We start from the raw sequence: 25055 nt of genomic DNA, 5'->3' as shown, positions 1-25055 counted from the left end.
GCGCGGCCGTCGTGAGGAGGGGAGGTCGACGCGATGGCGCTCACCCCGGTCTACCGCCTCGGTGACTACATCCTCGTCACCCTGCTCGCCCGCGACGGCTCCGCGAGCCAGCCCGAGGTCGTGGACGGCATCCGGCAGGACACCCGGCTGGACCTCACCGTGGAGGACCTCGAGGAGACAGAGCTCGAGGAGGAGGCTGGCGCACGCCCCGAAATCTGGGTCCGCCGCCTCTACGTGGCACTGCGCCGACTGATCGCCGCGCAATGGGTCCGGGTCGACAGCCGGCGCTGGGAGCTCACCGCGGCCGGGCGGTCCGTGGCCCAGGAGGCGCAGGAGCGGATCGCCGCGCCGGGCGAGCGGGCCACCGTCACGAAGCAGCCCGAGGACCGGACGCTGGTGCGGCCCAGCGTCATGGCCGAACCGCTCCTCGACCCCGACGAACGGGCCCGCATGGGCCTGCCCGTCGACGACGCCGCGGTCATCCCGGTGCTGGTGGAGCTGAACGTGCGGTACCCGGGCGGGGTGGTGGAGGCGCTGGGCAGGCTGCGCGAGGTCGTCGGCGCTGGCCCGGGACGGGTGGACCCGCTCACCGAGGACCTGGTGGCGATGCGCCTGTCGATGAACGACGTGCGCGCGCTGCTGCAGCGGGACGCGGCGGGGGCACCGACGCTGCGCGAGCGCGCGATCCACCGGGTGTGGCCGGACTTCCCGGTGCAACCGCTGATCGACTCGTCCTGCCGCGCGGTCAAGGCGGACGCCGCCCGCCGGGCGTTCAGCGCGCTCGGGGACGGCGTGGTGTGGGCGGTGGTCGACTCCGGAATCGACCGCACCCACCCGCACTTCCAGCACGGCCTCACGGTCGACCACGAGGACGTCCGCGACATGCACCGCGACTTCACGGTCTCGCTCGAGCCCGGCCCCGAGACCGCAGGCTCGGCGCTCGTCGACGAGCGGGGGCACGGCACACACGTCGCCGGCATCATCGCCGGCACCGCGCCGCCGGTCGACAGCGCTGTGCGGGTCGAGGTGCTGCGCGACCAGTTCGCCGACGCCGAGCAGGGCGCCCCTGGCACGGTGGCGCAGCGGACGTTCGACCGCGAGCTCCTCGCCGGCATCGCGCCGCGGGCGCGCCTGGTGAGCCTCAAGGCGCTACCGCCCGAGGAGGACGCGGAGTCCAGCCGCGTGATCGCCGCGCTGCGGTACGTGCGCCGGGTCAACGCGGCGAGCGACCGCCTCATGCGCATCCACGGCGTCAACATCAGCATCGGCTACGAGTTCGACCCGAAGTGGTTCGCCTGCGGCCAGAGCCCGCTGTGCCGGGAGGTCGACCGCCTGGTGCGCACGGGCGTCGTCGTGGTCGTCGCCGCGGGCAACACCGGGTACGGGCGCCTCAGCGCGTTCGTCCGGCAGACGAACACCGGGATCGGGATGACGATCAACGACCCCGGCAACGCCGAGCGGGCGATCACGGTGGGGGCGACGCACCGGGACCGGCCGCACACGTACGGGGTGTCGTACTTCTCGTCCAAGGGACCCACCGGCGACGGCAGGGCGAAACCCGACCTGGTCGCCCCCGGCGAGCGGATCGCCTCGTGCGCCGCGGGTGCGACGGCCGCGGCGCGGATGGCCGGCGGGCGGCCCCCGCACGTGGCGCTCTACGTCGAGGAGAGCGGCACCAGCATGGCGGCCCCGCACGTGTCGGGGGCCGTCGCGGCATTCCTCTCCGTCCGCCCCGAGTTCGTCGGCCAACCGGAGCGGGTGAAGACCATCTTCTGCCGCACGGCCACCGCGCTGGGGCGGGAGCGCTACTTCGAGGGCGCGGGCCTGGTCGACCTGATGCGCGCCCTGCAGTCGGTCTAGAGAGGGGAACGAGGACATGGATCGCATCGCCGGCCTGCCGTTCCGGGAGGTCCCGTTCGACGCCCACGGCGACGTCGACCGCACCGCCGCCCACGCCGCCGTCGCCGGCCTCCTGGCCGAGGGCGTCACCGACGTCGTGGTGCTCGCGCACGGCTGGAACAACGACACCGCCACGGCCCGGCGGCTGTACGAGCGCTTCTTCGGCCTGTTCCCGCCGCTCCTCGCGGGACGCACCCGGCCGGGTCGCACGCTCGGGCTGCTCGGCGTGCGGTGGCCGTCGACGCGGTGGGAGGACGAGCCGGAGCCGGACTTCGACGCCGGCCTCCTGCCCGACCTCGACCGCGGTGGCGCGGCGGGCATCGGGAGCCCACCGCCGGCGTTCGCCCCGCCGCCCCGGCCGAGTGCCGCGACAGCTGCTGTGATCCGCGGGGCCTTCCCCGACGCCGAGCCGGCCGCCGCCGACGAGCTCGTCGAGCTGCTGCGGATCCGCCCGCTCGGCGAGGCGGGGCTGCAGCGCGCCCACGACCTCGTCTCCGGGCTGCTGCGGGGCGCGCCCGAGGCGCCGTCGGCCGACGACGGCGACGGGGCGGGCGCCGTCCCCGCCGTCGCAGGCCCCGACCGGAAGGCCCGCGAGGTCGCGCGGAGCTACCTGCAGGAGCTGGAGCAGCTCGGTGTGACCACCTCCGGTCACGGCGGGCCCGCCGGGCTCGCCGAGGACATCGGGCGGCTCTGGCACGGCACCCAGGAGCTGGCGCGCCAGGCCACCTACTGGCAGATGCGCAACCGGGCAGGCGTGGTCGGCGAGCGGGGGCTGGGCCCGTTCGTCGCCGAACTGCTCGAGGTGGGCCTGCAGGTCGACCTCGTGGGCCACAGCTTCGGGGCCAGGCTGGTGTCCTACGCGCTGCGCGGGCTCCGGCCACCGCAACAGGTGCGGTCCGTCGTCCTGCTGCAAGGGGCGTTCTCGCAGTTCGCGTTCGCCGACGCGCTGCCCCACGACCCCGGCCGGTCCGGTGCGCTGCGGGGCGCGCAGGCCCGCGTGGCAGGGCCGGTGATCGCCTGCCACTCACGCTTCGACGGCGCGCTCGGCACCTTCTACCCGCTGGCGTCGCTGCCCGCGGGGCAGGACGCGACGATGGTCGAGTCGCTGCGGGAGCGGTGGGGCGCCATCGGGTTCGACGGGCACAAGCCGCACCCGAACCGCACCGCGATGCTCGCTCCGGCGGCGCCGTACACCTTCGCCGCGGGCGCTCTCACCAGCATCGACGCCGCCCGGGTCGTGCGGCACGGCCGGCCACCGTCGGGCGCGCACTCCGACATCGTCCATCCCGAGCTCGCGTGGATCGTGCTCTGCGCCGCGGGTCTCGTCGCCGACCAGTGAGCCGTGGCCCGGCGGGCCGGCGGCCTTGATCGCCGTTCGCGTGCACTCACTGCTGTGCCACCAGCAGTAGGTGCACTCAATGGGCGATCATGGGCAGCAGCCCGTCGTCGGCGTCTGGGCGCGTCACTCGGCCGCGTCGAGCACCCCGGTCGATCCGCGGGCGAACGCCTCCCACTCGCGGCGTCGTGTCGCGAGGACGCGCTCCCCGAGCGGGGTCAGGGAGTACCGACGCTGCGCGCCGCGGTCCCCCGTGACCTGCACCAGCCGGTTGGTCGTGAGCCGGTGCAACTGGTGGGTGACGACGGGGAGCGGCAGCGTGAAGAGGCCGCCGCTCCGCTCGCGGACGCGGTCGACCAACTCGCGTCCGTTCGCCGGGCCCGTCGCCGCCGTCGCGAGCAGGAGCAGGTCGACGTGCCGGCGGTCGCGGACCTCCACCGGGCGCCGCGGCGTCCGAACGGGGCTGATCGGGGTCCGCGCCGCCGAGCGGGCCGGGGCACTTCGGCTGTGTGGCACGTGCACGTCGTCCTCCGAGATCTGCGACTTCCCATCAACGGACCCGGCGGCCCGATCGTCGGCGTCGGAAGTCGGTTCCGGGAGCCCCCGGGCATTCCTCCTGCCGCGCCGACGCGAACCGCGGTGCAGCGACGTCGCTGCTGCGGCACCGAAGACGGACGAGAGGTCAACGGTGGTGGTCCGCCGGCCGTCGCCCGAACGCCTCGAGATCATGCCGGCGCGCCGCCGGGCGCGTCGGCGCGCTCGGATTCCTCGGCCGTCTGCAACGCGGTGAGCACCTCCACGCCCAGGGCGCGGTAGTCGCCCGCGACGCTCGCGGCCGTGGCCGAGACCCGGGGCGTCCGGATGTCCAGTCGCAGCGCCTCCCACCACGCCGGTTGCGCCGCCGCCTCGACCTCGAGCTCGTGGGCGAGCTTGCCGAGACGGCGGGCGTCCTGGGCGGTGCGCTCCGCGTGCCGGATCGTCGTGTGGAAGCGCGGCGAGTCGCCCCCGAACGCCCCGTCGATCGCCGCCCGCGCCTCGCCGTGGATCGCGCGGGAGCGCGAGCCGGTCGCGAAGAGGACCACCCCGAGCAGGCCCAGCCGCGGGTTGATCTCCTGCGCCAGGGCGAACCGCTCCGCGACGAGGCCCATGCCCACCAGACCACCGACGTCCGACTTCGTGGGCATCAGCACCCAGCGGGCCGCGGCCAGCGCCAGGTCGGACAGGATCGTCGACTCCGGCGGACAGTCGATGAACACGACCTCGTAGTCGGTGGCGATCGGCGCGAGCACATCCCCGAGCACCCGGAACGCCCTGCGCCCGCGGTGCTGCAGGCGCGAGACCATCACGGGCGTCAGATCCTCGAGCCGCGCTCCCCCGCACACCACGTCCAGCTGCGGACGCACCTCCCGGGCCGGGGTGAGCGGCGTGCCGGCGAGCACGCTGCCCAGCAGCCCCGCGCCCTGGTCGTCGTCGTCCGAGCCGCGGTAGCCGAGATCGTCGGCCAGGTTCGCCTGCCGGTTGAGGTCGATCAGGAGGCACCGGTAACCGGCGCCCGCGAACTGGCCACCGAGGTTCGCGGCGATCGAGGTCTTCCCGACGCCTCCCTTGTCGTTGACGATCGCGATGACCCGACCCAACGCGAAATCGCGCTCCTGGTCCTCCGAGCGCTCGACCATCGGCACCTCCGCACCGTTGCGCGTCCGCACTCCCGCTCACGGGGGTGCAGGCGGAACTACCCGCGGGAACCGACCGCCACGCAAGGACAGCGACGGCTGCGCCGGTTCGGGGAACCGCTCCACGAATCTGCCGGTAAGCACTGCTCCGAATGCCGAATCGTTGACGGCGATCCTTTCGCAGCAGTCGCAGAACTGGAGGCGCAGTCGGGCGCCGAAATCGTGCCGTAAGCCTCGGCCCCCACAAGCACGCGCTGTATGGGCGCGGGCATGCTCGACGAACTCCACCTGCGGGGATCACACCCTCGCTGGTGGTTCCCGCCGGAAGTTCGCCGGGGGTATCGGCGGATCCAGCTCCTCGCCGGGCGTGCCGGCGGGCAGCCCTCGTACCGGGCCGCCGGTGCGTCCAGCGTGGAGCCTGGCCGCCGAGACCCTGGGCGATCTTCCGGCGGGGACCACAAGCCACGCGCGCTTCTCAGCCGCCCGAGAGACCCGCTGCAAGGATCACCACGGACGCCCCGGGCGAGAGAACGAACGTCGCCCACCTCTAGCGGCGCGGCCTCCCCTCCCCTCCCCGGCCGCTGCGCGGTAGGGGGCGGTCGCCGCTGTCCCCCCTGGCCGGTCGCCCGGCTCGCGCCTGCTCCGCGCGCGGATGCGAGGAGTCGGCCGGCCGCGCCTGGTCGTCGCGCTCCGCCGAACCGGGGGTCTGCCGGCGAGGCCGCGACCGCGGGCCGTCGACGTCCCGGCGCGGGCAGGGTCCGCCCTTCCGGTCCCCGCTCTCCGCACGCGCGGCCTCCGGGAGCCGTCGGGGCCGCGGGCGGAGCAGGTGCCGGAGATCGGCTCGTGCGATCTCCCGGTCGTCCTCGTCCTCGTCCCCATCGCCGGCGTCCTCGTCGCCTTCCCTGTCGTCGCCTTCCCCGTCGCCGCCTTCCCGCACATCCGCGTCGTCATCGACCGCGTCCCCGGCGTCGTCCCAGTCGTCCTCGTCGTCTGTCTCGTCGTCTGTCTCGTCGTCTGTCTCGTCGTCTGTCTCGTCGTCTGTCTCGTCGTCTGTCTCGTCGTCTGTCTCGTCGTCGGCCTCGTCGTCGGCCTCGTCGTCGGCCTCGTCATCGGCCTCGTCATCGGGCCCGGCGACGTCTTCGTCTTCGTCTTCGTCGCGCTCGCCGTCGGTCTCGTCACCATCCTCGTCGAGCCCGTCGTTCTCGCCGTCCTCGTCGTCGAGATCCTCCTCGTCGTCGAACTCGTCCTCGCCGATCTGGTCGTCGGCCTCACCGTCGGTGTGGTCCCGATCGCCGGGTTCGGCGTCGACGTCCTCTTGGGTGACGTCCTCGAGGGTGACGTGGATGTTCAGCTTCTTCGTGCCCAGGATGATGTAGCCGGTGATGTCGACGGCATTGATCGGTGCTGGATCGCTCACGACACGTGACTCCTTCTCAGTCGCTCCCGGGTGGTGCCTCGCGGACGACGAGGCCGCACCACGCGACCTGTGATGCCGCGGCGAGCGCGCCGCGTGATCTCGGTGGGGGATTCGTTTCCCGGGCGCCTGCCGGGCGAGGCTCGGCTACCCGATCCACGAGGGCCGACTCGGGATTCCGCTCGCATTGCTCCGTACGGCGAGGCAGCGTTGCGGCATACGAACGAGTCGAGCGCGCAGCGCGGCGGTGCACCGGCATGATCGCCATTCGAGTGCACTCATCGCTGTGCCACTGGCAATAGGTGCACTCAACCGGCGATCTTGCGCTGGAAGCAGCCGAGCGCACGGCGCGCGATGAGTTCTGCCGTCGCCGCCGGTCAACCCACCGGGAGGGGCGGTGTCCGCTGCCCCGCGACCGTAGGGAGATCCATGCCGAGCACCGTGCAGCCGATGATCATCACGGCCGACCTGCCACGCCTGCTGCGCTTCTACGCCGAGCTGCTCGACGCGAAGGAGACCGAGCGGTTCCCGCAGGACGGGCCGGCGTTCTTCGTCGGTCTCCGGATCGGCGACTCCGACCTCGCGCTCGTGAACGACACCGGGGTCGAGCCGGGCGCGGGGCAGCGGATGCTGATCAGCGTGGACGTCGCGGACGTGGACGGCCTGCTCGGGCGGGTCGAGGCGCTCGCGGGGCGGGTGGAGGGGCCGCCGACGGACATGCCGTGGGGGCAGCGGGTCGTGCACCTGAAGGACCCGGACGGCAACGCGGTCAACCTCACCCAGCAACTCTGACACCCCGGCCCGGCACCGCAGTTGCGGTGCCGGGCCGGGTGTCGTGGGGTCAGTGGCTCAGCGCGTGGGCGCGCTTGCGCGCGTCTTTGGCCAGGCCCTCGGCCTGGTGCGCCACCTCGTGGCTGACGGCGGCGGCACGGGCGGCGACGTCGTGGCCGAGCTTGCCGGCCTGGTCGCGCAGCGGCGCCGCCTTCTCCAGGCGCTTCGCGGTGTGCTTCTGCAGCTCCGCGCTGCGCTTCGCAGCCCGCGCCTGCATCTCGGCACCACGCTTCTCGGTGGCCTGCTGCAGCTTGGCCGCGCGCTTCTCGGCCTTGTGCTGGGCCTTGGCGGCGCGGCGGGACCAGTCGGCGGAGATCTCGCCCGCGCGTGACGAGAGGTCCGCGCGGCGGCGCGACGCCCGCGAGGAGGCGGCGGCGGGAGCGATCCCGGCGAGGCCCGCGGCGAGGCCGGCGGCGGCGCCCCCCGCGTCGTGCGCCGAGCCGGTGACCTTGCCCCCGACGTCGTGCACCGCGCCGGAGACCCGGCCGGTCACGTCCGAGGCCGTGCCGGAGATCGCGCCGGCCTGGGCTGCCGTGGCCGCCGCGGCCAGCTTGGCCGCCTTGCGTCCGCGCCAGCCGAGCGAGGGCTTGCCCTCGGTGTCGGCCGCGGCGATCAGCAGGCCGCCGAGCAGGCCGACGTTCTTCATGAAGTGGATCTGCTGCTCCTGCTTGCGCTGCGGGTCGGTCTCCTCCCAGAACCGGTGCCCTGCGAGCGTGGTCGGAACGAGCGTGGCGGCCAGCGCGGTGGCGGCGAGGCGGGGGTACTTCCCGAACGCCAGCAGGGTGCCGGCCGCGATCTTGACGCCCGCGTCGATCTTGATCAGCATCTCGTCGTCGGGACGCTGCCCTATCGGGGCCATCTCCACCGCGCGGTCGACGGCAGGTGCCATCGCGTCGAACACCGGCTTCGCCGCGGCAGCGTGGCCCTCGGGCGCTTTCATGGCGTTGATGCCGCCCTGGATGAACAGGGCCGCGAGCATCGGTCGGGCGACTCGTCGAAGGAGCATGTCGTGCGCATTCCCACCTCGCGGCCGACCAAACGCTGTATCGATCAATCGGGGGTGCCATCATGCCTGTGTGACGACCACCAGGCTGGCCATCGGGCTCGACATCGGCGGCACCAAGATCGCGGGCGCCGTGGTCGACGAGCGCGGCACCGTGGTGGCCGAGCTCGTCGAGCCGACACCGGAGGATTCCGACGCGGAACCGGTCACCGCGGTGCTGGTGTCCATGATCGAGCGGCTGCGTGCCGAGCACGACGTCGTCACGATCGGGGTGGGCGCCGCAGGCATCGTCGAGTGGCCGGGCGGCAAGATGCTGTGGGCGCCGAACAACTCCTACCGGGACTGGCCGGTGCGCGAGCAGCTGGAGAAGGTCACCGAGCTGCCCGTCACGGTTGACAACGACGCCAACGTGGCCGCCCTGGCCGAAGCCCGCCTCGGCGAGCCCTACCCGAACATGGTGCTGATCACCGTGGGCACCGGGATCGGCGGCGGGCTCGTGATGGACGGCAACATCTACCGCGGCCCCACCGGGCTCGCCTCCGAGCTGGGCCACATCATCCTCAACCCGGACGGCCCGCGCTGCGGCTGCGGCAACCACGGCTGCTTCGAGGCCTACGCGTCGGGCACCGCGCTGACGCGCATGGGTCGCGAAGCGGCCGACGACGACCCGGACGGGCTGATCGCCCGGCTCGGCGCCCAGGACGGTGAGGTCAGCGGGCACACGGTCGTCACGGCGGTGCAGCAGGGCGACGAGACGGCGAAGGCCGTCTTCGCGCGGCTCGGGCGCTGGCTCGGGGTCGGCATCGCCTCGCTGGCCAACATCTTCGAGGTCGACGCCGTGGTCGTCGGCGGAGGGCTCGTGGAGACCGGCGAGCTGCTGCTCGCGCCCGCCCGCGTCGCCGCCCGGGAGTACGCCTACGCACCGACCGCGCGCGGCATCCCGCCGGTGGTCCCGGCGACGTTCGGCGGCGACGCCGGCAAGATCGGCGCGGCCCTCCTCGCCCTCGACCACGCCTGACACCGGCGCCTCGGCGAGCGACACGTCCCCCGGGACCCCGACTCGCGCAGGTGCGGGGCGAGCTCCCGATTTGCTCGCGAGTCGGGCGGTCGGCGCACGTGTGTCGCGATCGCCCCTCCCCGATCCGCCGGGGCCACTCGCGCGGCGCCATCACTCACTAGGGTGGTGAGGTGTCCCTCGCTCTCGGCCCGGTCCTGCGCCACGTCGGCGAGACGACCGCCTCGGTCTGGGTCCAGACCGCGCACGCGGCCACCGTCTCGGTGCTCGGGTGCAGCGCGCGCACGTTCGAGGTGGCCGGGCACCACTACGCGCTCGTCCCGGTCACCGGTCTGGAGCCGGGCAGCCGGGTGCCCTACGAGGTGGAGATCGACGGCGAGCGGGTCTGGCCGCCGCCCTCGTACCCGTTCCCGCCCAGCGTCATCTCCACGCGCCGGCGGGCCCCCGAAGAGCGGCAGCGGATCATCTTCGGCTCCTGCCGCTACTCGAAGGTGGCCGACCCGAAGCTGACGGCGCAGCTCGGGATCGACGCGCTCGACGCGTACGCGGCGCGCATGGCCACCCTGCCGCACGACGAGTGGCCCGACGCCCTGCTGCTGCTCGGCGACCAAGTGTACGCCGACGAGCTCACGCCGCGGAACCGCCGCCGGATCGCCGGTCGGGGCGACCGGCACCCGGACTGGCCGGACGACGAGATCGTCGGCTTCGACGAGTACGTCGGGCTGTACTGCGATTCCTGGAGCGATCCGGAGATCCGCTGGCTGATGTCCACGGTGCCCACCGCGATGATCTTCGACGACCACGACGTGCGCGACGACTGGAACACCTCCGCCGCGTGGCGGCACGAGATGCAGAGCACGCCGTGGTGGCGCGAGCGGATCCGCTCGGCGCTCGCCTCGTACTGGGTGTACCAGCACATCGGGAACCTGGCGCCCGAGCACCTGGCCTCCGACGCCGACTACCGCAAGATCCTCGACCACGACGGGGACACCTGGCCGCTGCTCGTCGAGCTCGCCGACCGCGCCGACGCCGAGACCGACGGCGCGAAGGGCGTGCGGTTCAGCTACCGCTGGGACCTCGGCACCAGCCGCCTCATCATGATCGACTCGCGGAACGGGCGCATCCTCGAGGACGGCCGGCACCTCATGCTGGGCGATTCGGAGTTCTCCTGGATCGAGGAGCAGGCCACCGCGCCCGGCCCCGTCGACCACCTCCTGATCGGCACCTCGATCCCGTGGCTGCTGCCGCACGCCATCGGAGACCTCGAGACGGTCAACGAGATCGCCGCGGCGCGGCCCGGCTGGCGCGGCCGGCTCGGGGAGAGCCTCCGGCAGGCCGCTGACCTGGAGCACTGGGCGGCGTTCCGCGCGTCGTTCGACCGCCTCACCGCGATGATCGGGCGGGCCGCCGAGAGCGGGGTCGCCACCGTCAGCGTGCTCTCCGGCGACGTGCACCACAGCTACGTGGCCCGGGCCGACCTGCCCGGCGACCCACCGGCCAAGGTGCACCAGCTCACCTGCTCCCCCGTGCACAACCGGATCCACTGGTTCGTCCAGCCCGGCTTCCGGCTGGGCTGGTCGCGCATCGCCCGCCGGCTCGCCGAACGGTGGTCGCTGCGCGTGGGGGCCCCGCCCAAGCCGCTGTCCTGGGAGCGGCTGAAGGGCCCGGTGTTCGGCAACACCATCGCCACCCTCGACGTCACGGGCCGGCGTGCCGAGGTGGTGTTCGAGCAGCCGCGCTCGTCGGCGGCGCTCGTGGAGCGGGCCCGACTCGATCTCACCGGATAACACTCGGGATGACACGAGGGATGACGGCCATGACTGCCACCACCATCGAGCCACCGTTCGCGATCGCGGGCCAGACCGTCGTGCTGCGGCCCACCACATCGGCCCACGTGCCGGAGTTCCTCGAGGTCCTGCGCCACCCCCAGATCGCGCCCTGGTGGGGCGGCTACGACCTCGAACGCGTGCGCCGCGAGCTGCTCGGCCCGCACGGCTACGCCATCGAGCTGGCCGGCGAGGTCGTCGGGCTGATCATCTACCGCGAGGAGACCGACCCCGACCACCGCCACGCCGCGCTCGACCTCGCGCTGCACCCCGACGCCCAGGGGCAGGGCCTGGGCTGCGACGCGCTGCGGGCGATGGCCCGGTACCTGTTCACCGCCCGCGGCCACCACCGCGTCACCATCGACCCGGCGGCGCACAACGAGCGGGCGATCCGCAGCTGCACCCGCGCCGGGTTCGAGCCGGTCGGCATCCTGCGCCGCTACGAACGGTCGACCGACGGCGCGTGGCACGACTGCCTGCTGATGGACCTGGTGAGCGACGACCTCCGGTAGCGCGTCGACCACCTGCGCCCACCGGCTCTGATCACGGTGCAGGGTGCGAGTCGCACGTCAGAGCCCTCGCGGCCGCGCTCACGCACGTCTCGCGGACGGGCCGGCCGCGGATCACCGCCGTCGGGCACACCGCGGGATCAGAAGGGCGTGCGTTCCAGCCACGTGCGCCACACACCGTCGTCGCCGAGCACCTCGATGCGCGGGTCGTCGGCCGGGATGCGCCGCAGCACCGCCTGCAGGAGCGCCGCAGCACTCCCCCGCACCGCCGCAGCCCCCTTCCCGTGCCCGTGCTCCCAGACGACGCGGCCGGCCTCGCCGCGCACCAGCCACTCACCGGCCGCGCCGAGCCCGTCGTCGGTGGTGTGCAGGTGCACCGTGGCGCCGTCGGGGAGCGCGGCGCCGCCGTCCGGCGTCGAGCGGGCGGCCAGCAGGTCCAGCCACTCCGACAGGCCGTCAGCGGCAAGCGCGGCGTCGACCTCGTAGGGCTCGTCCAGCGCGATCGCGGCGTCGGCCCGGTGCACCACCGCCTCGTGCAGCCGCCGCCGCACCCACCAGGACGCGGGCTTCGGACCGGTGAACGTCCAGACGGGGACGTCGGGCCCGGTGGTGGCGACCGTCTCGAGCAGCAGCGCCGCGCCATCGGTGAGCCACGTCACAGCAGCGTCGATCTCCGCAGGCGGCTTCCCGTCGGGAACCGACCGCACGTCGACCCGGGCGTCCGCCCGCTCCCGGACGATCATCGCCGCCCACCGGTCCTCGCGCCCCACGTGGGTGAGGAGCTTCCGCAGGGTCCATCCGGGGCAGGTCGGGACGGGGGTCGCGGGATCCGCCGCCCGCAGGACCTCACCCAGCTGGTGGTTCTGCTCGACGAGCGCGTCGAAGACGTCCATAGCGTGACGCTAGCCCCTTCGGGTGATCGGGGGTGGCCGCATGGCCGTAGATCGGACCGGGTAGAAAACGCATATGGCGCCTGACAAACGGGAATGGTCCGTCCCGGCCCCGGTCCGCGCCCTCCTGTGGTGGCCCGGGGTGGCATTCGTGCTGGTCATGGTCGCTCCGGACGCCGCGGCAGTGGGCATCGCGGCCTCCGGCGTGATGCTCGTGACACTCGGATTCGTCCTCCCCGTGGTGACGCGCAGGCTGCGCCGCCCCCGTCCCGGTCCTCCCAGGGCGTTCGACGACCACCCGACGGTGGAGATGCCCACGGTGGAGATGCCCCCGGTCGGACGCGCCGCCTGAACCTCCTCGGGTCCGGCCGGACGGCCGACGTCTACGCGCTCGACGGACGCCGGGTGCTGCGGCGCTACCGCGACGGCGGGGACGTCACCCGGGAAGCGGCGACGATGGCGTACGTCCACGCCCTCGGCTTCCCCGCACCCGCGGTCCACAGCGCGACCGGCCCCGACCTCGTGATGGAGCGGCTGGACGGGCCGATCCTGCGCGAGGCCGTGTCCGCGCACGGGCACGACGCCGCCGAGGCGGGCCGCGTGCTCGCCGACCTGCACACCCGCCTGCACGCGCTCCCCGCGCGCTCGGGGCACCCGGACGAGCGGGTGCTGCACCTCGACCTGCACCCCGAGAACGTCGTGCTCACCGACCGCGGGCCGGTGCTGATCGACTGGACCAACGCGGCCGACGGGCCGGCCGACCTCGATGTGGCGCTCTCCGCGGTGATCCTCGCCCAGGTCGCCGTCAATCCTGCGCACGCGTTCGCCACCGTGGCGGAGGCGATGCTCGCGGCGTTCCTCCCGGCCGCGGGCGGGCGGCCGCTGCGGATGCTGGAGCGGGCCGTCGCCCGGCGCGGGGCCGACCCCACGATGACCCCCGCGGAGCTGGGGCTGCTCGACGCCGCCGCGGCCCGCGTCACCGCGCTCCCGTCCTGATCACGCTCCGTGTGCAGTCGCACGCGTCACGCGCCGTTGTACTTGCACGTCCGATACTCGGAAGCCAAACTAAATTGGGTACCCGGGCGAGAGGACGACGTCATGGCAGAGCTGCACGTACCGGAGCACCCGGTGCGCTTCGTGACCGCCGCCAGCCTGTTCGACGGCCACGACGCGGCCATCAACATCATGCGGCGCATCCTGCAGCGCCAGGGGGCCGAGGTCGTACACCTGGGCCACAACCGCTCGGTGGACGAGGTGGTGGCCGCCGCGATCCAGGAGGACGCGCAGGGCGTCGCGATCAGCTCCTACCAGGGCGGGCACGTCGAGTACTTCTCCTACCTCGTGGAGCTGCTGCGCGAGCGCGGCGCCGGGCACATCAAGGTCTACGGCGGGGGCGGCGGTGTGATCGTGCCGCGGGAGATCGAGCTGCTGCACTCCCGCGGCGTCTCCCGGATCTTCTCCCCGCACGACGGGCAGCAGCTCGGCCTGCCCGGGATGATCAACACGATGATCCGCGAGTGCGACGTCGACCTCGCCGCGACGCCGCCCTCCTCGTTCGACGCCCTGCTCACCGGCGAACCGGCCACCCTGGCCCGCACGCTCACCCTCGCCGAGGCGGGCCGGTTGCCGGCGGGCCTCGACCTCACGCCGGAGCGGACGGTCCCGGTGCTGGGCATCACGGGCACCGGCGGGTCCGGCAAGTCGAGCCTCACCGACGAACTCGTCCGACGCTTCCGCCTCGACCAGGAGGACAAGCTCCGCATCGCCGTGCTGGCCGTCGACCCGACCCGCCGCCGCGGTGGCGGGGCGCTGCTCGGCGACCGGATCCGGATGAACTCGCTGTCGGGCGACCAGGTCTTCTTCCGCTCGATGGCCACGCGCGACGCCGACACCGGGCTGCCGCAGCACCTGGGCGACGTCATCGGCGTGCTCAAGGCCGCCGGGTTCGACCTCGTGATCGTCGAGACGCCGGGCATCGGGCAGGGCGACGCCGGGATCGTGCCGTTCGCCGACCGCTCGCTCTACGTCATGACGCCCGAGTTCGGCGCCGCGTCGCAGCTCGAGAAGATCGACATGCTCGACTTCGCCGACGCCGTGGCGATCAACAAGTTCGAGCGCCGCGGCGCCGAGGACGCCCGCCGCGACGTCGGTCGGCAGCTGGTGCGCAACCGCGAGGAGTTCGGCGCGTCCTGGGAGGACATGCCGGTCTTCGGCACCAGCGCGGCCACCTTCAACGACGACGGCGTCACGGCGCTCTACCACCACGTGCGCGACCTGCTGGCCGACAACGGGCTGGCGGTCGGCGAGGGCCGGCTGCGCCGCCCGGAGCGCAAGACCTCCACCGAGCACGCGGCGGTCATCCCGCCGCAGCGGGTGCGCTACCTGTCCGAGATCGCCGAGACGCTGCGCGGCTACCACGCCGACACCGCCGTCCACGTCGACGCGGCGCGGCGGCGCCAGCACCTGCGCACGGCGCGCGAGCTCGTCGGCGACGCCGTGGACGAGGCCATGTCGCGCGCGGAGCGGGAGCTGCCGGCGGGCTCCGCGGCCCTGCTGGACGAGTGGCCCGAGGTGGTCGAGGCGTACTCGGGTGACGAGATGGTGGTGAAGGTCCGCGACAAGGAGCTGCGCACGCAGCTCACCCGCGAGACGCTGTCGGGCAACAAGGTGCCGCGCGTGGCGCTGCCGCGGTTCACCGAGGACGCCGAGCTGCTGCGGTTCCTGCGCGCCGAGAACCTGCCCGGCAAGTTCCCGTTCACGGCAGGCGTGTTCGCGTTCAAGCGCGAGGGCGAGGACCCGGGCCGGATGTTCGCCGGCGAGGGCGACGCGTTCCGCACGAACCGCCGCTTCAAGCTCCTGTCCGAGCACGCGCCGGCCAAGCGGCTGTCGACGGCGTTCGACTCCGTGACGCTCTACGGGCACGACCCCGACACCCGCCCCGACGTCTACGGCAAGGTCGGCACGTCGGGCGTCTCCATCGCGACGCTGGACGACATGGAGGTGCTCTACTCCGGGTTCGACCTGACCTCGCCCACCACGTCGGTGTCGATGACGATCAACGGGCCCGCACCGACGATCCTGGCGTTCTACCTGAACACGGCGATCGACCAGCAGGTCGCGAGGTTCCGCTCCGACGAGGGCCGCGAGCCCGACGCGGCCGAACTCGAGGAGCTCACGGCGTTCGCCCTGCACAACGTGCGCGGCACGGTGCAGGCCGACATCCTCAAGGAGGACCAGGGCCAGAACACCTGCATCTTCTCCACCGAGTTCTCCTTGCGGATGATGGCCGACATCCAGGAGTGGTTCATCGAGAAGCAGGTGCGCAACTTCTACTCGGTCTCGATCTCCGGCTACCACATCGCCGAGGCCGGGGCGAACCCGATCAGCCAGCTCGCGTTCACCCTCGCCAACGGGTTCACCTTCGTGGAGAGCTACCTGGCGCGCGGGATGGACATCGACGACTTCGCGCCCAACCTGTCGTTCTTCTTCTCCAACGGCATGGACGCCGAGTACTCCGTGATCGGGCGGGTCGCGCGGCGGATCTGGGCGGTCGCGATGCGCGAGAAGTACGGCGCGAACGAGCGCTCGCAGAAGCTGAAGTACCACGTGCAGACCTCGGGCCGCTCGCTGCACGCGCAGGAGATGGACTTCAACGACATCAGGACGACGCTGCAGGCGCTGTGCGCGCTCTACGACAACGCGAACTCCCTGCACACCAACGCGTTCGACGAGGCCGTCACGACACCCACCGAGGCGTCCGTGCGCCGGGCCATGGCGATCCAGCTGATCATCGGCAAGGAGTGGGGCCTGTCGATGAACGAGAACCCGCTGCAGGGCTCGTTCGTCGTCGAGGAGCTCACCGACCTCGTCGAGGAGGCGGTGCTCGCCGAGTTCGACCGGATCTCCGAGCGCGGCGGCGTGCTGGGCGCGATGGAGACCGGCTACCAGCGCGGGCGGATCCAGGACGAGTCGATGCTCTACGAGCACCGCAAGCACGACGGGTCGCTGCCGATCGTCGGCGTCAACACGTTCGTCCGCGACACGTCCACGGCCGCGCCCGAGGAGATCGAGCTCGCCCGCGCCACCGAGGAGGAGAAGCAGAGCCAGCTCGACCGGCTCGCCGACTTCCAGCGCCGCCACACCGGTGACGCGCAGGCGGCGATCCGGCGGCTGCAGGACGTCGCGACGGGCGAGGGCAACGTCTTCGACGAGCTGATGCGCGCGGCGCGGGTCTGCTCGTTGGGCCAACTGACGGAGGCGTTCTTCGAGGTGGGCGGGGCGTACCGCCGCAACATGTGAGACGAGAAGGCCCGCGCCGGGCCCAGGAGGTTCAGGAAAGCCACATTCATGAACCTGCAGGACATGAATGTGGCTTTCCTGAACCTACGGAGCGGGCGCCGGGACTCGGCGGAGCAGCAGCGCGAGGGCCAGGGCGAACGCCAGTAGCGTCGTCACGTAGGCCACCACCGCGGGCCAGCCCGCCGCGTCGTAGGCGATCCCGCCGGCGGCGCCGCCCACGCTGCTGCCCAGGTAGTAGGCGAACAGGTAGATCGAGGCCGCGATGCCCGGTGACCCGTCGGGCAGCATCGAGGCCCGGCGGCCCACCCAGCTGCTGGCGAGCGAGTGCGCCGCGAAGAACCCGATGGTGACGACCAGCAGCCCGCCGAGGACGGCGAGCAGGGCGTCGGGCACCGTGATCCAGGCCCCGACGACGGTGAGCAGGACAGCGGCCCAGAGCACGTGGCGCCGGCCCCAGCGGTCGCCGAGCCGGCCCGCCCCGGTGGAGGCCCACGTGCCCGCGAGGTAGCCGAGGAACACCAGCCCGACCACGGCGGTGGGCAGGCCGAACGGCGGCGCGAGGAGCCGGAAGCCCAGGTAGTTGTAGATCGTGACGAACGCGCCCATCAGCAGGAACGAGATGCCGAACAGGCAGCGCAGGCCGGGGTCGCGCAGCTGGGCGCGCAGCGGGCGCCCGAGCTCGCGCAGCCGCACCCGGGCCGCGGGCGGGGCGAGCGCGGGCGGCAGCAGAAGCCGGAATGCCACGGTGCACAGCAGCGACAACCCGCCGATGACGGCGAGCGCGACCCGCCAGCCCGCCATGTCGGCCACGGCACCGGCCACGAGACGACCGGACAGGCCACCGATCGTGTTGCCCGCGATGAGCAGCCCGACGGCGCCGCCGAGCCAGCGCGGCGCGACCTCCCGCGTGACGTGCGCCATCGCGAGCGCGGGCAGCGCCGCCAGCGCGACGCCCTGCAGCGCCCGGATGCCGATGAGCGTGCCGAACGTGGGCGCGAGCGGCGCCAGCACGCCCAGCACCGCGGACGCCCCCAGCGCGATCGTCATCACGCGGGTGCGACCCCACGACTCGGCCACCGCCGACATCGGGATGATCGCCAGCGCCAGCGTGCCGGTCGTGGCCGAGAGCGCCAGGCTCGCCGCGGACGACGAGACGTCGAACTCGGCCGCCAGCGTGGGCAGCAGCGCTTGCACGCAGTAGACCAGCACGAACGTCGCCAGGCCTGCGCACCACATCGCCGCGCCGAGCCGCCGGTAGGCCGGGGTGCCGCGCTCGTGACCGGTCGGGGCCGGGGCGGTCGCTGTCATCGGTCACCACGGTAGGAGGGGCGGTCCGATGCGTCCAATGCATCTTGTTTGCATCTAGAATGCAGAAGTGGATGAGTCGGATCTCCTCATGACGCTCGCGCCGCGGCTCCGGCAGTTCACCGCCGTCGCCCGCACCGAGCACATGACGCACGCGGCCGACGCGATCGGCGTGCCGCAGTCCACGTTGAGCCGCGGCATCGCCCGCCTCGAACACGATCTCGGCGTGCCCCTGTTCCTGCGGGCGGGCCGGAGCGTGCGGCTCACCCGTGCCGGCCGCACGCTGCTGCGCCACGCCGAGCGGGCGGTGGCCGAGCTGGACGCGGCGGCTCGCGAGATCGTCACCGACGCCGACGCCGTACGCGGCCGGGTGGCGCTGGGCTTTCTCCACACGTTCGGCGCGGAGGCGGTGCCGCGGCTGCTGCGCGAGTTCCGCCGGACCCACCCCGACGTCCGGTTCGACCTGGCACAGGGCGGCAACGACGCGATCCTCGAGCGGCTGCGGGCCGGCGAGGTCGACCTCTGCGTGACCTCGCCGCTCCCGCCCGACCCCGGGCTCGTCACCGCGCCGATGTACGAGCAGGAGCTGCGCCTCGTCGTCCCGGCCGAGCACCCGCTGGCCGCGCACCGCGACGGGCTGCCGCTCGCCGCCGCGGCGGGCGCCCAGTTCGTCGGCTACCGCCCCGGGTTCGGGCTGCGCAGCCTCACCGAGGCCTGGTGCCGGGAGGCGGGCTTCGTGCCGCGGATGGCGTTCGAGGGCGAGGACGGCGAGACGCTGCGCGGGCTGATCGGGGCCGGGCTCGGCGTCGCGCTGCTCGCCCCCAGCGCGCACCCCGCCGCGGGTGTCGTCGAGCTGCGCGTCACCGCGCCCCGCACCGCCCGGACGGTCGGCCTGGTCTGGGTGGCCGACCGCCCTGTCGGCCCGGCCGTGCACGTGTTCCGCGACTTCCTGCGCCGGTCCGGGCCGGCGCTGCTCGCCGCGGGGCGGCGCTGACAACCGTCATGCCCGCGCCCTGCACACCGCCACCGCGGGCGGTGACGGCGGGCACTTCCGGGGCCCACCACGTCGGTGTGACCGTGGTCGCATGGCTGACACCACCGGCACGTCCATCCACCGTCGCCTCCGCAAGCCGGCCGCGGCAGCGGTCCTCGCACTGACCGCGGTGGCGATCCCGGTCGCCACCGCCGCGCCTGCCGCCGCCGACGAGCTGCACTGCGTCGACTACCTGCGACGCGAGCACGTCCTCATCGGCCCGAAGGTCGTGGACGCCTGCAACAAGGGCGCCAGCGACTCGTTCGTGGTGCAGCAGGTGTGCTTCCCGCTGCTGGTGAACGCCGGGCTGAGCGCGCCGAAGGCCGACCGCGCCTGCTACTTCGCGCGCGAGTACTGAACGCCTCCGCGGGGCCGCAGTACGGTTGAGCGGTGCGCGTTCCCGCCCGCGACGACCTCGGTCGCGACGTCCCCCTCCCCCCGCGGGTGAGCCGGGTCGTCTCGATCGTCCCGTCGCTCACGGAGGCCGTGGCCGCCACGGCGCCGGGACTGCTCGTCGGGGCCACCGACTGGTGCACGCACCCGGCGGACCTGGACGTCACGCGGGTGCGCGGCACGAAGAACCCGGACGTCGAGGCCATCGTGGCGCTGGCGCCCGACCTCGTCGTGGCCAACCAGGAGGAGAACCGCGCCGTCGATCTCGACGCGCTGCGCGCCGCCGGGCTCGCCGTCTGGGTCACCGACATCCGCACCGTCGAGGGCGCGTTCGGCTCGCTGGCCCGGATGCTCGCGGCGTGCGGCCACGAGCGCCCACCGTGGCTGGCCGAGGCCGAGGCGGCGTGGCAGGCCCTCCCGGAGCCGTCCGCGCGACGCCGGGCGGTCGTGCCCATCTGGCGCAGGCCGTGGATGGCGGTGGGGCGCGACACGTTCACCGGAGCCGTGCTGCACCGGCTCGGGGTCGACAACGTCCTCGCCGACGCCGACGAGCGCTACCCCCGCATCGACCCGGCGGAACTGCCGCCGCACGACCTCGTGGTGCTACCCGACGAGCCCTACCTCTTCACCGCCGAGGACGGCCCGGAGGCGTTCCCGGACGCGCCCGCGTCACTGGTCAGCGGCCGCCTGCTGACCTGGTACGGCCCGAGCCTCACGGAGGCAGCCCGCACCCTCCCCGCCGCGCTGACCCCGTAGGCGCCAGCCACACACCGACTCCTGCACCCACACACCGACTGCAGTCGGTGCGCCGGCACCGCGATCGGTGTGTGACCGGCGAGGGCCGCCGCGACGGCCCTTGCACACCGATTGCCGCCTCCCACACCGACTCCAGCACCTACACACCGACTTCTGCGCTCGTACACCGACTGCAGTCGGTGTGGCAGCACAGGAGTCGGTGTGTGAGTGCGGCGGGTCGGCGGACGTACGGTCAATCGCGCGCTACGTTCGATCAACACCTGGGCGGCACACCCGGCGATGCTCGTACGGTGACGATCGAACAAGACACCCGGTCCGGGACGGCCTCCCGGGAATGGACCCCCGTCATCGCGCTCACGACCGGGATCGCCCTGCTCGTGGCGAGCGAGTTCCTCCCCGCGAGCGTCCTGCCCGCGATGGCGGCCGATCTCGGCGTCAGCGAGGGCACGGCCGGCCTCGCCGTCGCGGCGACGGCCATCGCCGGCGCGCTCACGGCGCCGAGCATCGCGGTCCTGCTGCCCCGGGCCGACCGGCGCCTGGTGCTCGTCGCCCTGCTCGCGGCCGGGACCGTCGCGAACCTCGCGGTGGCGATCGCACCGCACTTCGCGCTGTTGCTCGCGGGCCGGCTCGTGCTCGGGGTCGCGATCGCCGGCTACTGGTCGTTCGCGTTCGGCGTGGGCACCCACGCGGTGCCCGGCCGCAACCGGCTCGTCTCGACGGCCCTCGCCTTCGGCGTCAGCGTCGCGACGGTCGTCGCGCTCCCGATCGCCTCGCTGGTCAGCGACGCGCTCGGCTGGCGAGCCGCGTTCGTGGGTGCCGCCGCCCTCGGCGCGCTCAGTGCCGTCGCCGTCGCCGCGACCGTGCCCCCGGTTCCCGCCCACCCGGCTGCCGGCCTCGCGATGCTGCGTCGGGCGGTCCGCAACCGGCGCCTCGTGGCGGGCGTCGCCTGCATCGTCCTCGTCGCGTTCGGCAACTTCGCCGCGTACCCCTACATCCGGCTCGCGATCGAGCGCGTCGACCCGGGGAGCACGGCCTGGCTGCTGCTGGCGTGGGGCATCGGCGGCATGGCGGGCACCATCGCCGCCGGCGCGCTCGCGCGCTGGCTCCGGCCGGCGGCGGCGCTCGCCCCCGTGTTGATCGCCGTGGGCCTGTTCCTCACCGCGACGGCGACGACGCTCCCGGCGCTGGCGGTGGGCGTCGTGCTGTGGGGGTTCGGGTTCAACATGGTGCCGGTGGCCACGCAGCTGTGGGTGACCCGCGTGGAGCCCGAGCGTGCGGAGTCGGCGATGTCGCTGCAGGTCACAGCGTTCCAGGTGGCGATCACCCTCGGCGCGAGCATGGGTGGCGTGATCGTCGACGCGCGCGGTGTCGGTCCGGCGCTGATCGTCGGAGCGAGCGTCGCGGCCGTCGCGGCGCTCGGGTTCGGGCTACTGCGGGTCCCGCGCGAGTGACGACGTCCGCCACTCCTGCGGGGCGACACCCTGGTGCGCCGAGAACGCCCGGCTGAAGGCGGCGGTCGAGCCGTAGCCCACGGCGAACGCGATCTGGGTGACGGTGCGGCCGCGGTCGCGCAGCAACTTGCGGGCCACCTGCATCCGCACGTCGCGCAGCACCTCGCTCGGGCTGCGGCCCAGCGCGCGCCGGAAGCGCTCGGTGAGCGCCGACCGCGACAGGTGCGCCAGCCCGGCCATCTCCTCGATCGTCCAGGCCTCGCCGGGACGGCGCATCACCTCCGCCATGACCTCGGCGACGACGGGGTCCGCCCCGGCGGGCGGCCCGTCGGGCCGCCCGGTGTCCTCCAGCCAGGAGGCGACCACCGCCGCGCCGACGAGTCCGCCGTAGCTCGCAGCGAACGTCGACGGCGTGCACGCGTCCCGCAGCGGACACATGTCGATCAATGCGGCCACGCCGGGGTGCCGGGCGCTGAAGCCCGGGACGACGAGCGGGCTGGGCAGCAGCCGCGTCGGGAGGGAGAGGCGGAGGTCGGCAACGGCGATCTCGGACTCGTCGATCGCGGTCAATCGGCGGGCGGTGGCCCCGTCGACGACGACGGCGTCACCGCCCCGCAGTGCACGGGTGCCGTCCAGCGTCTCGAGCGCGACCGCGCCGCGGAGCACCAGGAGCCAGAGCGAGGCGGGAACGCCCGCGACGTCGTCGCCCACCGCGAGCGTGACGTGCCACAGCCTCGACATCTCCCACTGCGGCTGTGGTGCCTCGATCGCAGGCGCGTCCGGCAGGACCGTCGTCATGAGTCGTGCAGCGCCGGTGCGCAGTGCGGCATTCCCCGAGCGCCCCGCCCGACGGGTGAGCGCCCTCCCGCCGCACCTGCTCGCCCTGTCCTGACCCCGGCCCGTACCGGTCGGCACGGAGTGAACAGGCCGCGACACGCGCACTGCGAGACCTCGACTCGCGGCGGCGGGGCCCGCGTCACGACGGCAGCCGCAGCCGCTCCGTCGGCTGCCCCGTGACCCCGGCGATCAGTTCGAAATCCTTGTCGACGTGCAGGACGATCAACCCGGCGAGCTCGGCCGACGCGGCGATCACCAGATCGGGGACCGACGGCGCGCGATGCATACCGCGGTCGGCCAGCATCAGCTGGACCTCGACCGCCCGGTCCTCAACCGCGGGCGTCAGGTACTCGACGGGCATCACAGCCAGCGGCGCCCGCTCCTGTGCCTGCCGCAGGTCCGGTCCTGATCGCGCGGAGAACCCGACCTCGAGCCGGGTGACGGTCGCGATCCGCACGAGCCCACGATCGATCCGCTCACGCCAGGACGGTGAATCCGGACTGTCGCGCATCCGGACCAGCGCCGACTTGTCGACCAACCACGCACTCACTCCCAGGCCTTGCCCATGAGACCGGGATCATCGAGGTCGGCGAACGTGTCGCCGAACCACTCCAGGTCCTCCTGTGCCACCGGCTCCGCAGAGCGCGCCGCCTGGGCGAGCTGACGCTTGAGGTACTCGGCGCGGGAGAGGCCCAGGCGTCGCGCGATCGCGTCGAGCGCGGCGACGACGTCGGGCGACACGTCCCGGATCAGGATGTCGGTCATCCGGCATCACCTCCCGACGTGAGGATAGCTCCTGATATCGCCGCCCACCAGGAGAAGCGGTCACGTAGTCTTCAGGGCTCCGGGTTCTCCTTCACCCGGGCGACCAGCTGCGTCGGGTTGACGTAGCGCAGGGCGATCACGAGCAGCACGAGCATCGTGGACGTGTAGATCACGGCCATCGCGTCGACCGACTGCTGGGCGCGGATCCCGGCCGCCGACATCGAGTAGTACAGCGCCACCACGAGCGTCTGCGAGTCCGGGCCTGCGGTGAGGAACGTCAGCTCGAACATGCCGACCGTGCGCACCAGCACCAGGATCGACGCGGCGAGGATGCCGGGCACCAGAAGCGGGCCGAGCACCCGCAGGAACAGCGACCGCATCCCGGCCCCGCACATCCGCGCCGCCGACTCGATGCTCGGGTTGATCTGCTCGATGAACGGGGTCATGGTCAGGATGACGAACGGCACCGACGGCACCAGGTTCGCCAGCACGACGCCGGACATGTTGCCCGCGAAGCCGTACTTGTAGAGCACGGTGGCCAGCGGGATGCCGTAGGTGATCGGCGGCATCAGGATCGGCAGCAGGAACATGAAGTAGACGAGGTTCTTACCGGGGAACGTGCGCCGCGCGAGCACGTAGGAGGCCGGCACCCCGATCAGCACCGAGATGACGACGACCAGCAGCGAGATCTGCAGCGTGACGCTGACGACGTCGAACAGCTGGAAGTCCTGCCACGCCGTGGCGTACCAGCTCGTGGTGAAACCCTCGGGCAGCCAGGTGCCGAACCACTGCGTGCCGAAGGAACTGACCAGCACCGACCCGACCACGCCGGCCAGGTTGACCAGGAAGAACGCGACCGCGCCCCAGATGATCCACGCGCTGGGGCTGGCGACGATCCGGCGCTTGCCCGGTTGCAGGACGGCCATCAGCCCTTACCCCCCGTGGATCCGGTGTAGAGCCGCGAGCGCCACAGCAGCACCACGGCGATGACGAGCAGCTCCACCACGCCCATCACCATCGCGATCGCCGAGGCGAGCGAGTAGTCGTACTGCTCGTAGGCGGCCTGGTACGCCGCGAGCGCGAGCACGCGCGTGTCCCCCGCCGGGTTGCCGACGAGCACCGCGGACGGGAACACGCTGAACGCCAGCACGAAGGCCAGGCAGAACGTGGTGGCCAGGCCCGGTGCGAGCAGCGGCAGCGTGATGTGGCGGAACCGCTGCTTCCAGTCGGCACCGAGCGTGGCCGCGGCCCGCTCGAGCGTGGGGTCGATGCCGGAGAGGTAGGACAGGATCAGCAGGAACGCGAACGGGAACCCGGTGATCACCAGCGAGAAGAACACGCCCCAGTAGTTGCCGGTGAGCTGCACCGGCTCGGCCACCCCGAAGCTCATCAGGATCTTGTTGAACCAGCCGGCCGGGCCGAGGAAGTTCAGCAGGCCCTGCGCGGTGAGCACGGTGCCGAGGGTGATCGGTACGACGAGCACGATCGTCAGCAGCCGCTTGCCGCGGAAGTTGCCGCGCATCCGGTAGGCGATCGGCACCGACGCCAGCACGTTGAGCAGGGCCGCCGGCAGCGAGAGCCCGAGGGTGATCCAGATCGTGTTCCGCTGGTACGGGTCGCTGAAGAACGCCGCGTAGCTGGCCAGCGGCCCGCCCTCCTCGGGCGCGAACGACAGCTGCAGCCCGTAGAAGAAGGGGTAGAGGAACAGCAGCGCCACGAACAGCAGCCCCGGGGCGAGCAGCAGCAGCTGCCGGTCCATCCCGCGCTCGGCCAGCCGGTGGCGCAGCGCGGGCGCCTGGCGGGCCGGACGCTCCAGGGTG

General features: G+C 73.1%; 24 protein-coding genes. 13 read left to right on the top strand and 11 right to left on the bottom strand.

What is annotated here, in order from left to right:
• The first annotated feature begins 33 nt into the window (after nt 1-33).
• Nucleotides 34-1860, top strand: a complete 1827-nt coding sequence (locus tag CFP66_RS34190; protein ID WP_094929468.1) for a S8 family peptidase — start codon at nt 34-36, stop codon at nt 1858-1860.
• A gap of 16 nt (nt 1861-1876) precedes the next feature.
• Entirely contained in the window at nt 1877-3238 is a 1362-nt protein-coding gene (locus CFP66_RS34185; RefSeq protein WP_198961846.1) for a hypothetical protein, read from the top strand.
• Between the two features lie 123 nt (nt 3239-3361).
• Here CFP66_RS34185 and CFP66_RS48140 read toward each other — a convergent pair whose 3' ends face one another.
• The 3 genes from CFP66_RS48140 to CFP66_RS34170 form a co-directional block, all read right to left on the bottom strand.
• Nucleotides 3362-3751: a PadR family transcriptional regulator gene (locus CFP66_RS48140; protein ID WP_158228317.1), complete on the bottom strand. Its 390-nt coding sequence runs from the start codon at nt 3749-3751 to the stop codon at nt 3362-3364.
• Between the two features lie 209 nt (nt 3752-3960).
• Nucleotides 3961-4911, bottom strand: coding sequence for a ParA family protein (locus CFP66_RS34175; protein ID WP_094929529.1), 951 nt, complete (start codon nt 4909-4911; stop codon nt 3961-3963).
• A gap of 544 nt (nt 4912-5455) precedes the next feature.
• Nucleotides 5456-6325 (bottom strand): hypothetical protein, encoded by an 870-nt coding sequence (locus tag CFP66_RS34170; protein ID WP_094929466.1) that lies wholly within the window; start codon nt 6323-6325, stop codon nt 5456-5458.
• Nucleotides 6326-6751: 426 nt separating this feature from the next.
• Here CFP66_RS34170 and CFP66_RS34165 point away from each other — a divergent pair, with 426 nt between their 5' ends.
• A complete protein-coding gene (locus CFP66_RS34165) occupies nt 6752-7114 on the top strand; it encodes a VOC family protein (protein ID WP_198961845.1) in 363 nt (120 codons plus the stop codon).
• A gap of 49 nt (nt 7115-7163) precedes the next feature.
• Here CFP66_RS34165 and CFP66_RS48135 read toward each other — a convergent pair whose 3' ends face one another.
• Nucleotides 7164-8159, bottom strand: a complete 996-nt coding sequence (locus CFP66_RS48135) for a DoxX family protein (RefSeq protein ID WP_094929465.1) — start codon at nt 8157-8159, stop codon at nt 7164-7166.
• A 70-nt stretch (nt 8160-8229) separates the two neighbouring features.
• On the opposite strand from CFP66_RS48135, the gene CFP66_RS34155 reads away from it, so the two are divergent.
• The 3 genes from CFP66_RS34155 (at nt 8230) to CFP66_RS34145 (ending at nt 11509) form a co-directional block, all read left to right on the top strand.
• A complete protein-coding gene (locus tag CFP66_RS34155; RefSeq protein WP_233159946.1) occupies nt 8230-9174 on the top strand; it encodes an ROK family protein in 945 nt (314 codons plus the stop codon).
• Between the two features lie 170 nt (nt 9175-9344).
• Nucleotides 9345-10958 (top strand): alkaline phosphatase D family protein, encoded by a 1614-nt coding sequence (locus CFP66_RS34150; RefSeq protein WP_094929463.1) that lies wholly within the window; start codon nt 9345-9347, stop codon nt 10956-10958.
• 29 nt (nt 10959-10987) lie between these two features.
• On the top strand, nt 10988-11509 hold the full coding sequence (locus tag CFP66_RS34145) for a GNAT family N-acetyltransferase (RefSeq protein WP_094929527.1): 522 nt from the start codon (nt 10988-10990) through the stop codon (nt 11507-11509).
• A gap of 137 nt (nt 11510-11646) precedes the next feature.
• Here the strand turns inward: CFP66_RS34145 and CFP66_RS34140 are convergent, their stop codons facing one another.
• Nucleotides 11647-12399 carry a maleylpyruvate isomerase family mycothiol-dependent enzyme gene (locus tag CFP66_RS34140; protein WP_094929462.1) on the bottom strand — a complete coding sequence of 251 codons (753 nt, stop codon included), beginning with the start codon at nt 12397-12399 and terminating at the stop codon, nt 11647-11649.
• 139 nt (nt 12400-12538) lie between these two features.
• On the opposite strand from CFP66_RS34140, the gene CFP66_RS48685 reads away from it, so the two are divergent.
• The 3 genes from CFP66_RS48685 to icmF all read left to right on the top strand — a co-directional run bounded on the left by CFP66_RS48685 (nt 12539) and on the right by icmF (nt 16695).
• Nucleotides 12539-12748 (top strand): hypothetical protein, encoded by a 210-nt coding sequence (locus CFP66_RS48685; RefSeq protein ID WP_198961859.1) that lies wholly within the window; start codon nt 12539-12541, stop codon nt 12746-12748.
• Nucleotides 12745-13392, top strand: a complete 648-nt coding sequence (locus CFP66_RS34135) for a phosphotransferase (RefSeq protein ID WP_198961854.1) — start codon at nt 12745-12747, stop codon at nt 13390-13392. Before CFP66_RS48685 ends, CFP66_RS34135 begins: the two co-directional genes overlap by 4 nt.
• Before the next feature lie 102 nt (nt 13393-13494).
• On the top strand, nt 13495-16695 hold the full coding sequence (gene icmF, locus CFP66_RS34130; protein ID WP_094929460.1) for a fused isobutyryl-CoA mutase/GTPase IcmF: 3201 nt from the start codon (nt 13495-13497) through the stop codon (nt 16693-16695).
• A gap of 84 nt (nt 16696-16779) precedes the next feature.
• Here icmF and CFP66_RS34125 read toward each other — a convergent pair whose 3' ends face one another.
• Nucleotides 16780-18003, bottom strand: coding sequence for an MFS transporter (locus tag CFP66_RS34125; RefSeq protein ID WP_233159944.1), 1224 nt, complete (start codon nt 18001-18003; stop codon nt 16780-16782).
• 67 nt (nt 18004-18070) lie between these two features.
• Between CFP66_RS34125 and CFP66_RS34120 the strand changes: the two genes are divergently transcribed.
• The 4 genes from CFP66_RS34120 (at nt 18071) to CFP66_RS34105 (ending at nt 21633) form a co-directional block, all read left to right on the top strand.
• Entirely contained in the window at nt 18071-18994 is a 924-nt protein-coding gene (locus CFP66_RS34120; RefSeq protein WP_233159943.1) for a LysR substrate-binding domain-containing protein, read from the top strand.
• A gap of 91 nt (nt 18995-19085) precedes the next feature.
• Complete coding sequence (locus CFP66_RS34115) at nt 19086-19391, top strand: hypothetical protein (RefSeq protein WP_094929458.1); 306 nt, start codon at nt 19086-19088, stop codon at nt 19389-19391.
• 32 nt (nt 19392-19423) lie between these two features.
• Nucleotides 19424-20182 (top strand): helical backbone metal receptor, encoded by a 759-nt coding sequence (locus CFP66_RS34110; RefSeq protein WP_094929457.1) that lies wholly within the window; start codon nt 19424-19426, stop codon nt 20180-20182.
• 290 nt (nt 20183-20472) lie between these two features.
• Entirely contained in the window at nt 20473-21633 is a 1161-nt protein-coding gene (locus CFP66_RS34105; protein ID WP_094929456.1) for an MFS transporter, read from the top strand.
• On the opposite strand, the gene CFP66_RS34100 is transcribed toward CFP66_RS34105, so the two are convergent.
• The 5 genes from CFP66_RS34100 to CFP66_RS34080 form a co-directional block, all read right to left on the bottom strand.
• Nucleotides 21610-22431, bottom strand: coding sequence for a helix-turn-helix transcriptional regulator (locus CFP66_RS34100; RefSeq protein ID WP_094929455.1), 822 nt, complete (start codon nt 22429-22431; stop codon nt 21610-21612). The genes CFP66_RS34105 and CFP66_RS34100 overlap by 24 nt on opposite strands.
• A gap of 178 nt (nt 22432-22609) precedes the next feature.
• A complete protein-coding gene (locus CFP66_RS34095; RefSeq protein ID WP_255413912.1) occupies nt 22610-23020 on the bottom strand; it encodes a PIN domain nuclease in 411 nt (136 codons plus the stop codon).
• The gene (locus tag CFP66_RS50175; protein ID WP_094929453.1) at nt 23017-23235 is read right to left on the bottom strand and encodes an antitoxin; all 219 of its coding nucleotides are present in this window, start codon (nt 23233-23235) and stop codon (nt 23017-23019) included. The genes CFP66_RS34095 and CFP66_RS50175 overlap by 4 nt, the downstream gene beginning before the upstream one ends.
• Nucleotides 23236-23306: 71 nt before the next feature.
• A complete protein-coding gene (locus CFP66_RS34085; RefSeq protein ID WP_094929452.1) occupies nt 23307-24161 on the bottom strand; it encodes an ABC transporter permease in 855 nt (284 codons plus the stop codon).
• Entirely contained in the window at nt 24161-24994 is an 834-nt protein-coding gene (locus tag CFP66_RS34080) for an ABC transporter permease (protein WP_094929525.1), read from the bottom strand. Before CFP66_RS34080 ends, CFP66_RS34085 begins: the two co-directional genes overlap by 1 nt.
• Nucleotides 24995-25055: the final 61 nt, after the last annotated feature.

The organism is Pseudonocardia sp. MH-G8 (assembly GCF_002262885.1).
GTDB lineage: Bacteria > Actinomycetota > Actinomycetes > Mycobacteriales > Pseudonocardiaceae > Pseudonocardia.
Note: the sequence above shows the minus strand (reverse complement) of the source record. Positions and strands in the feature narration are given on the sequence as shown.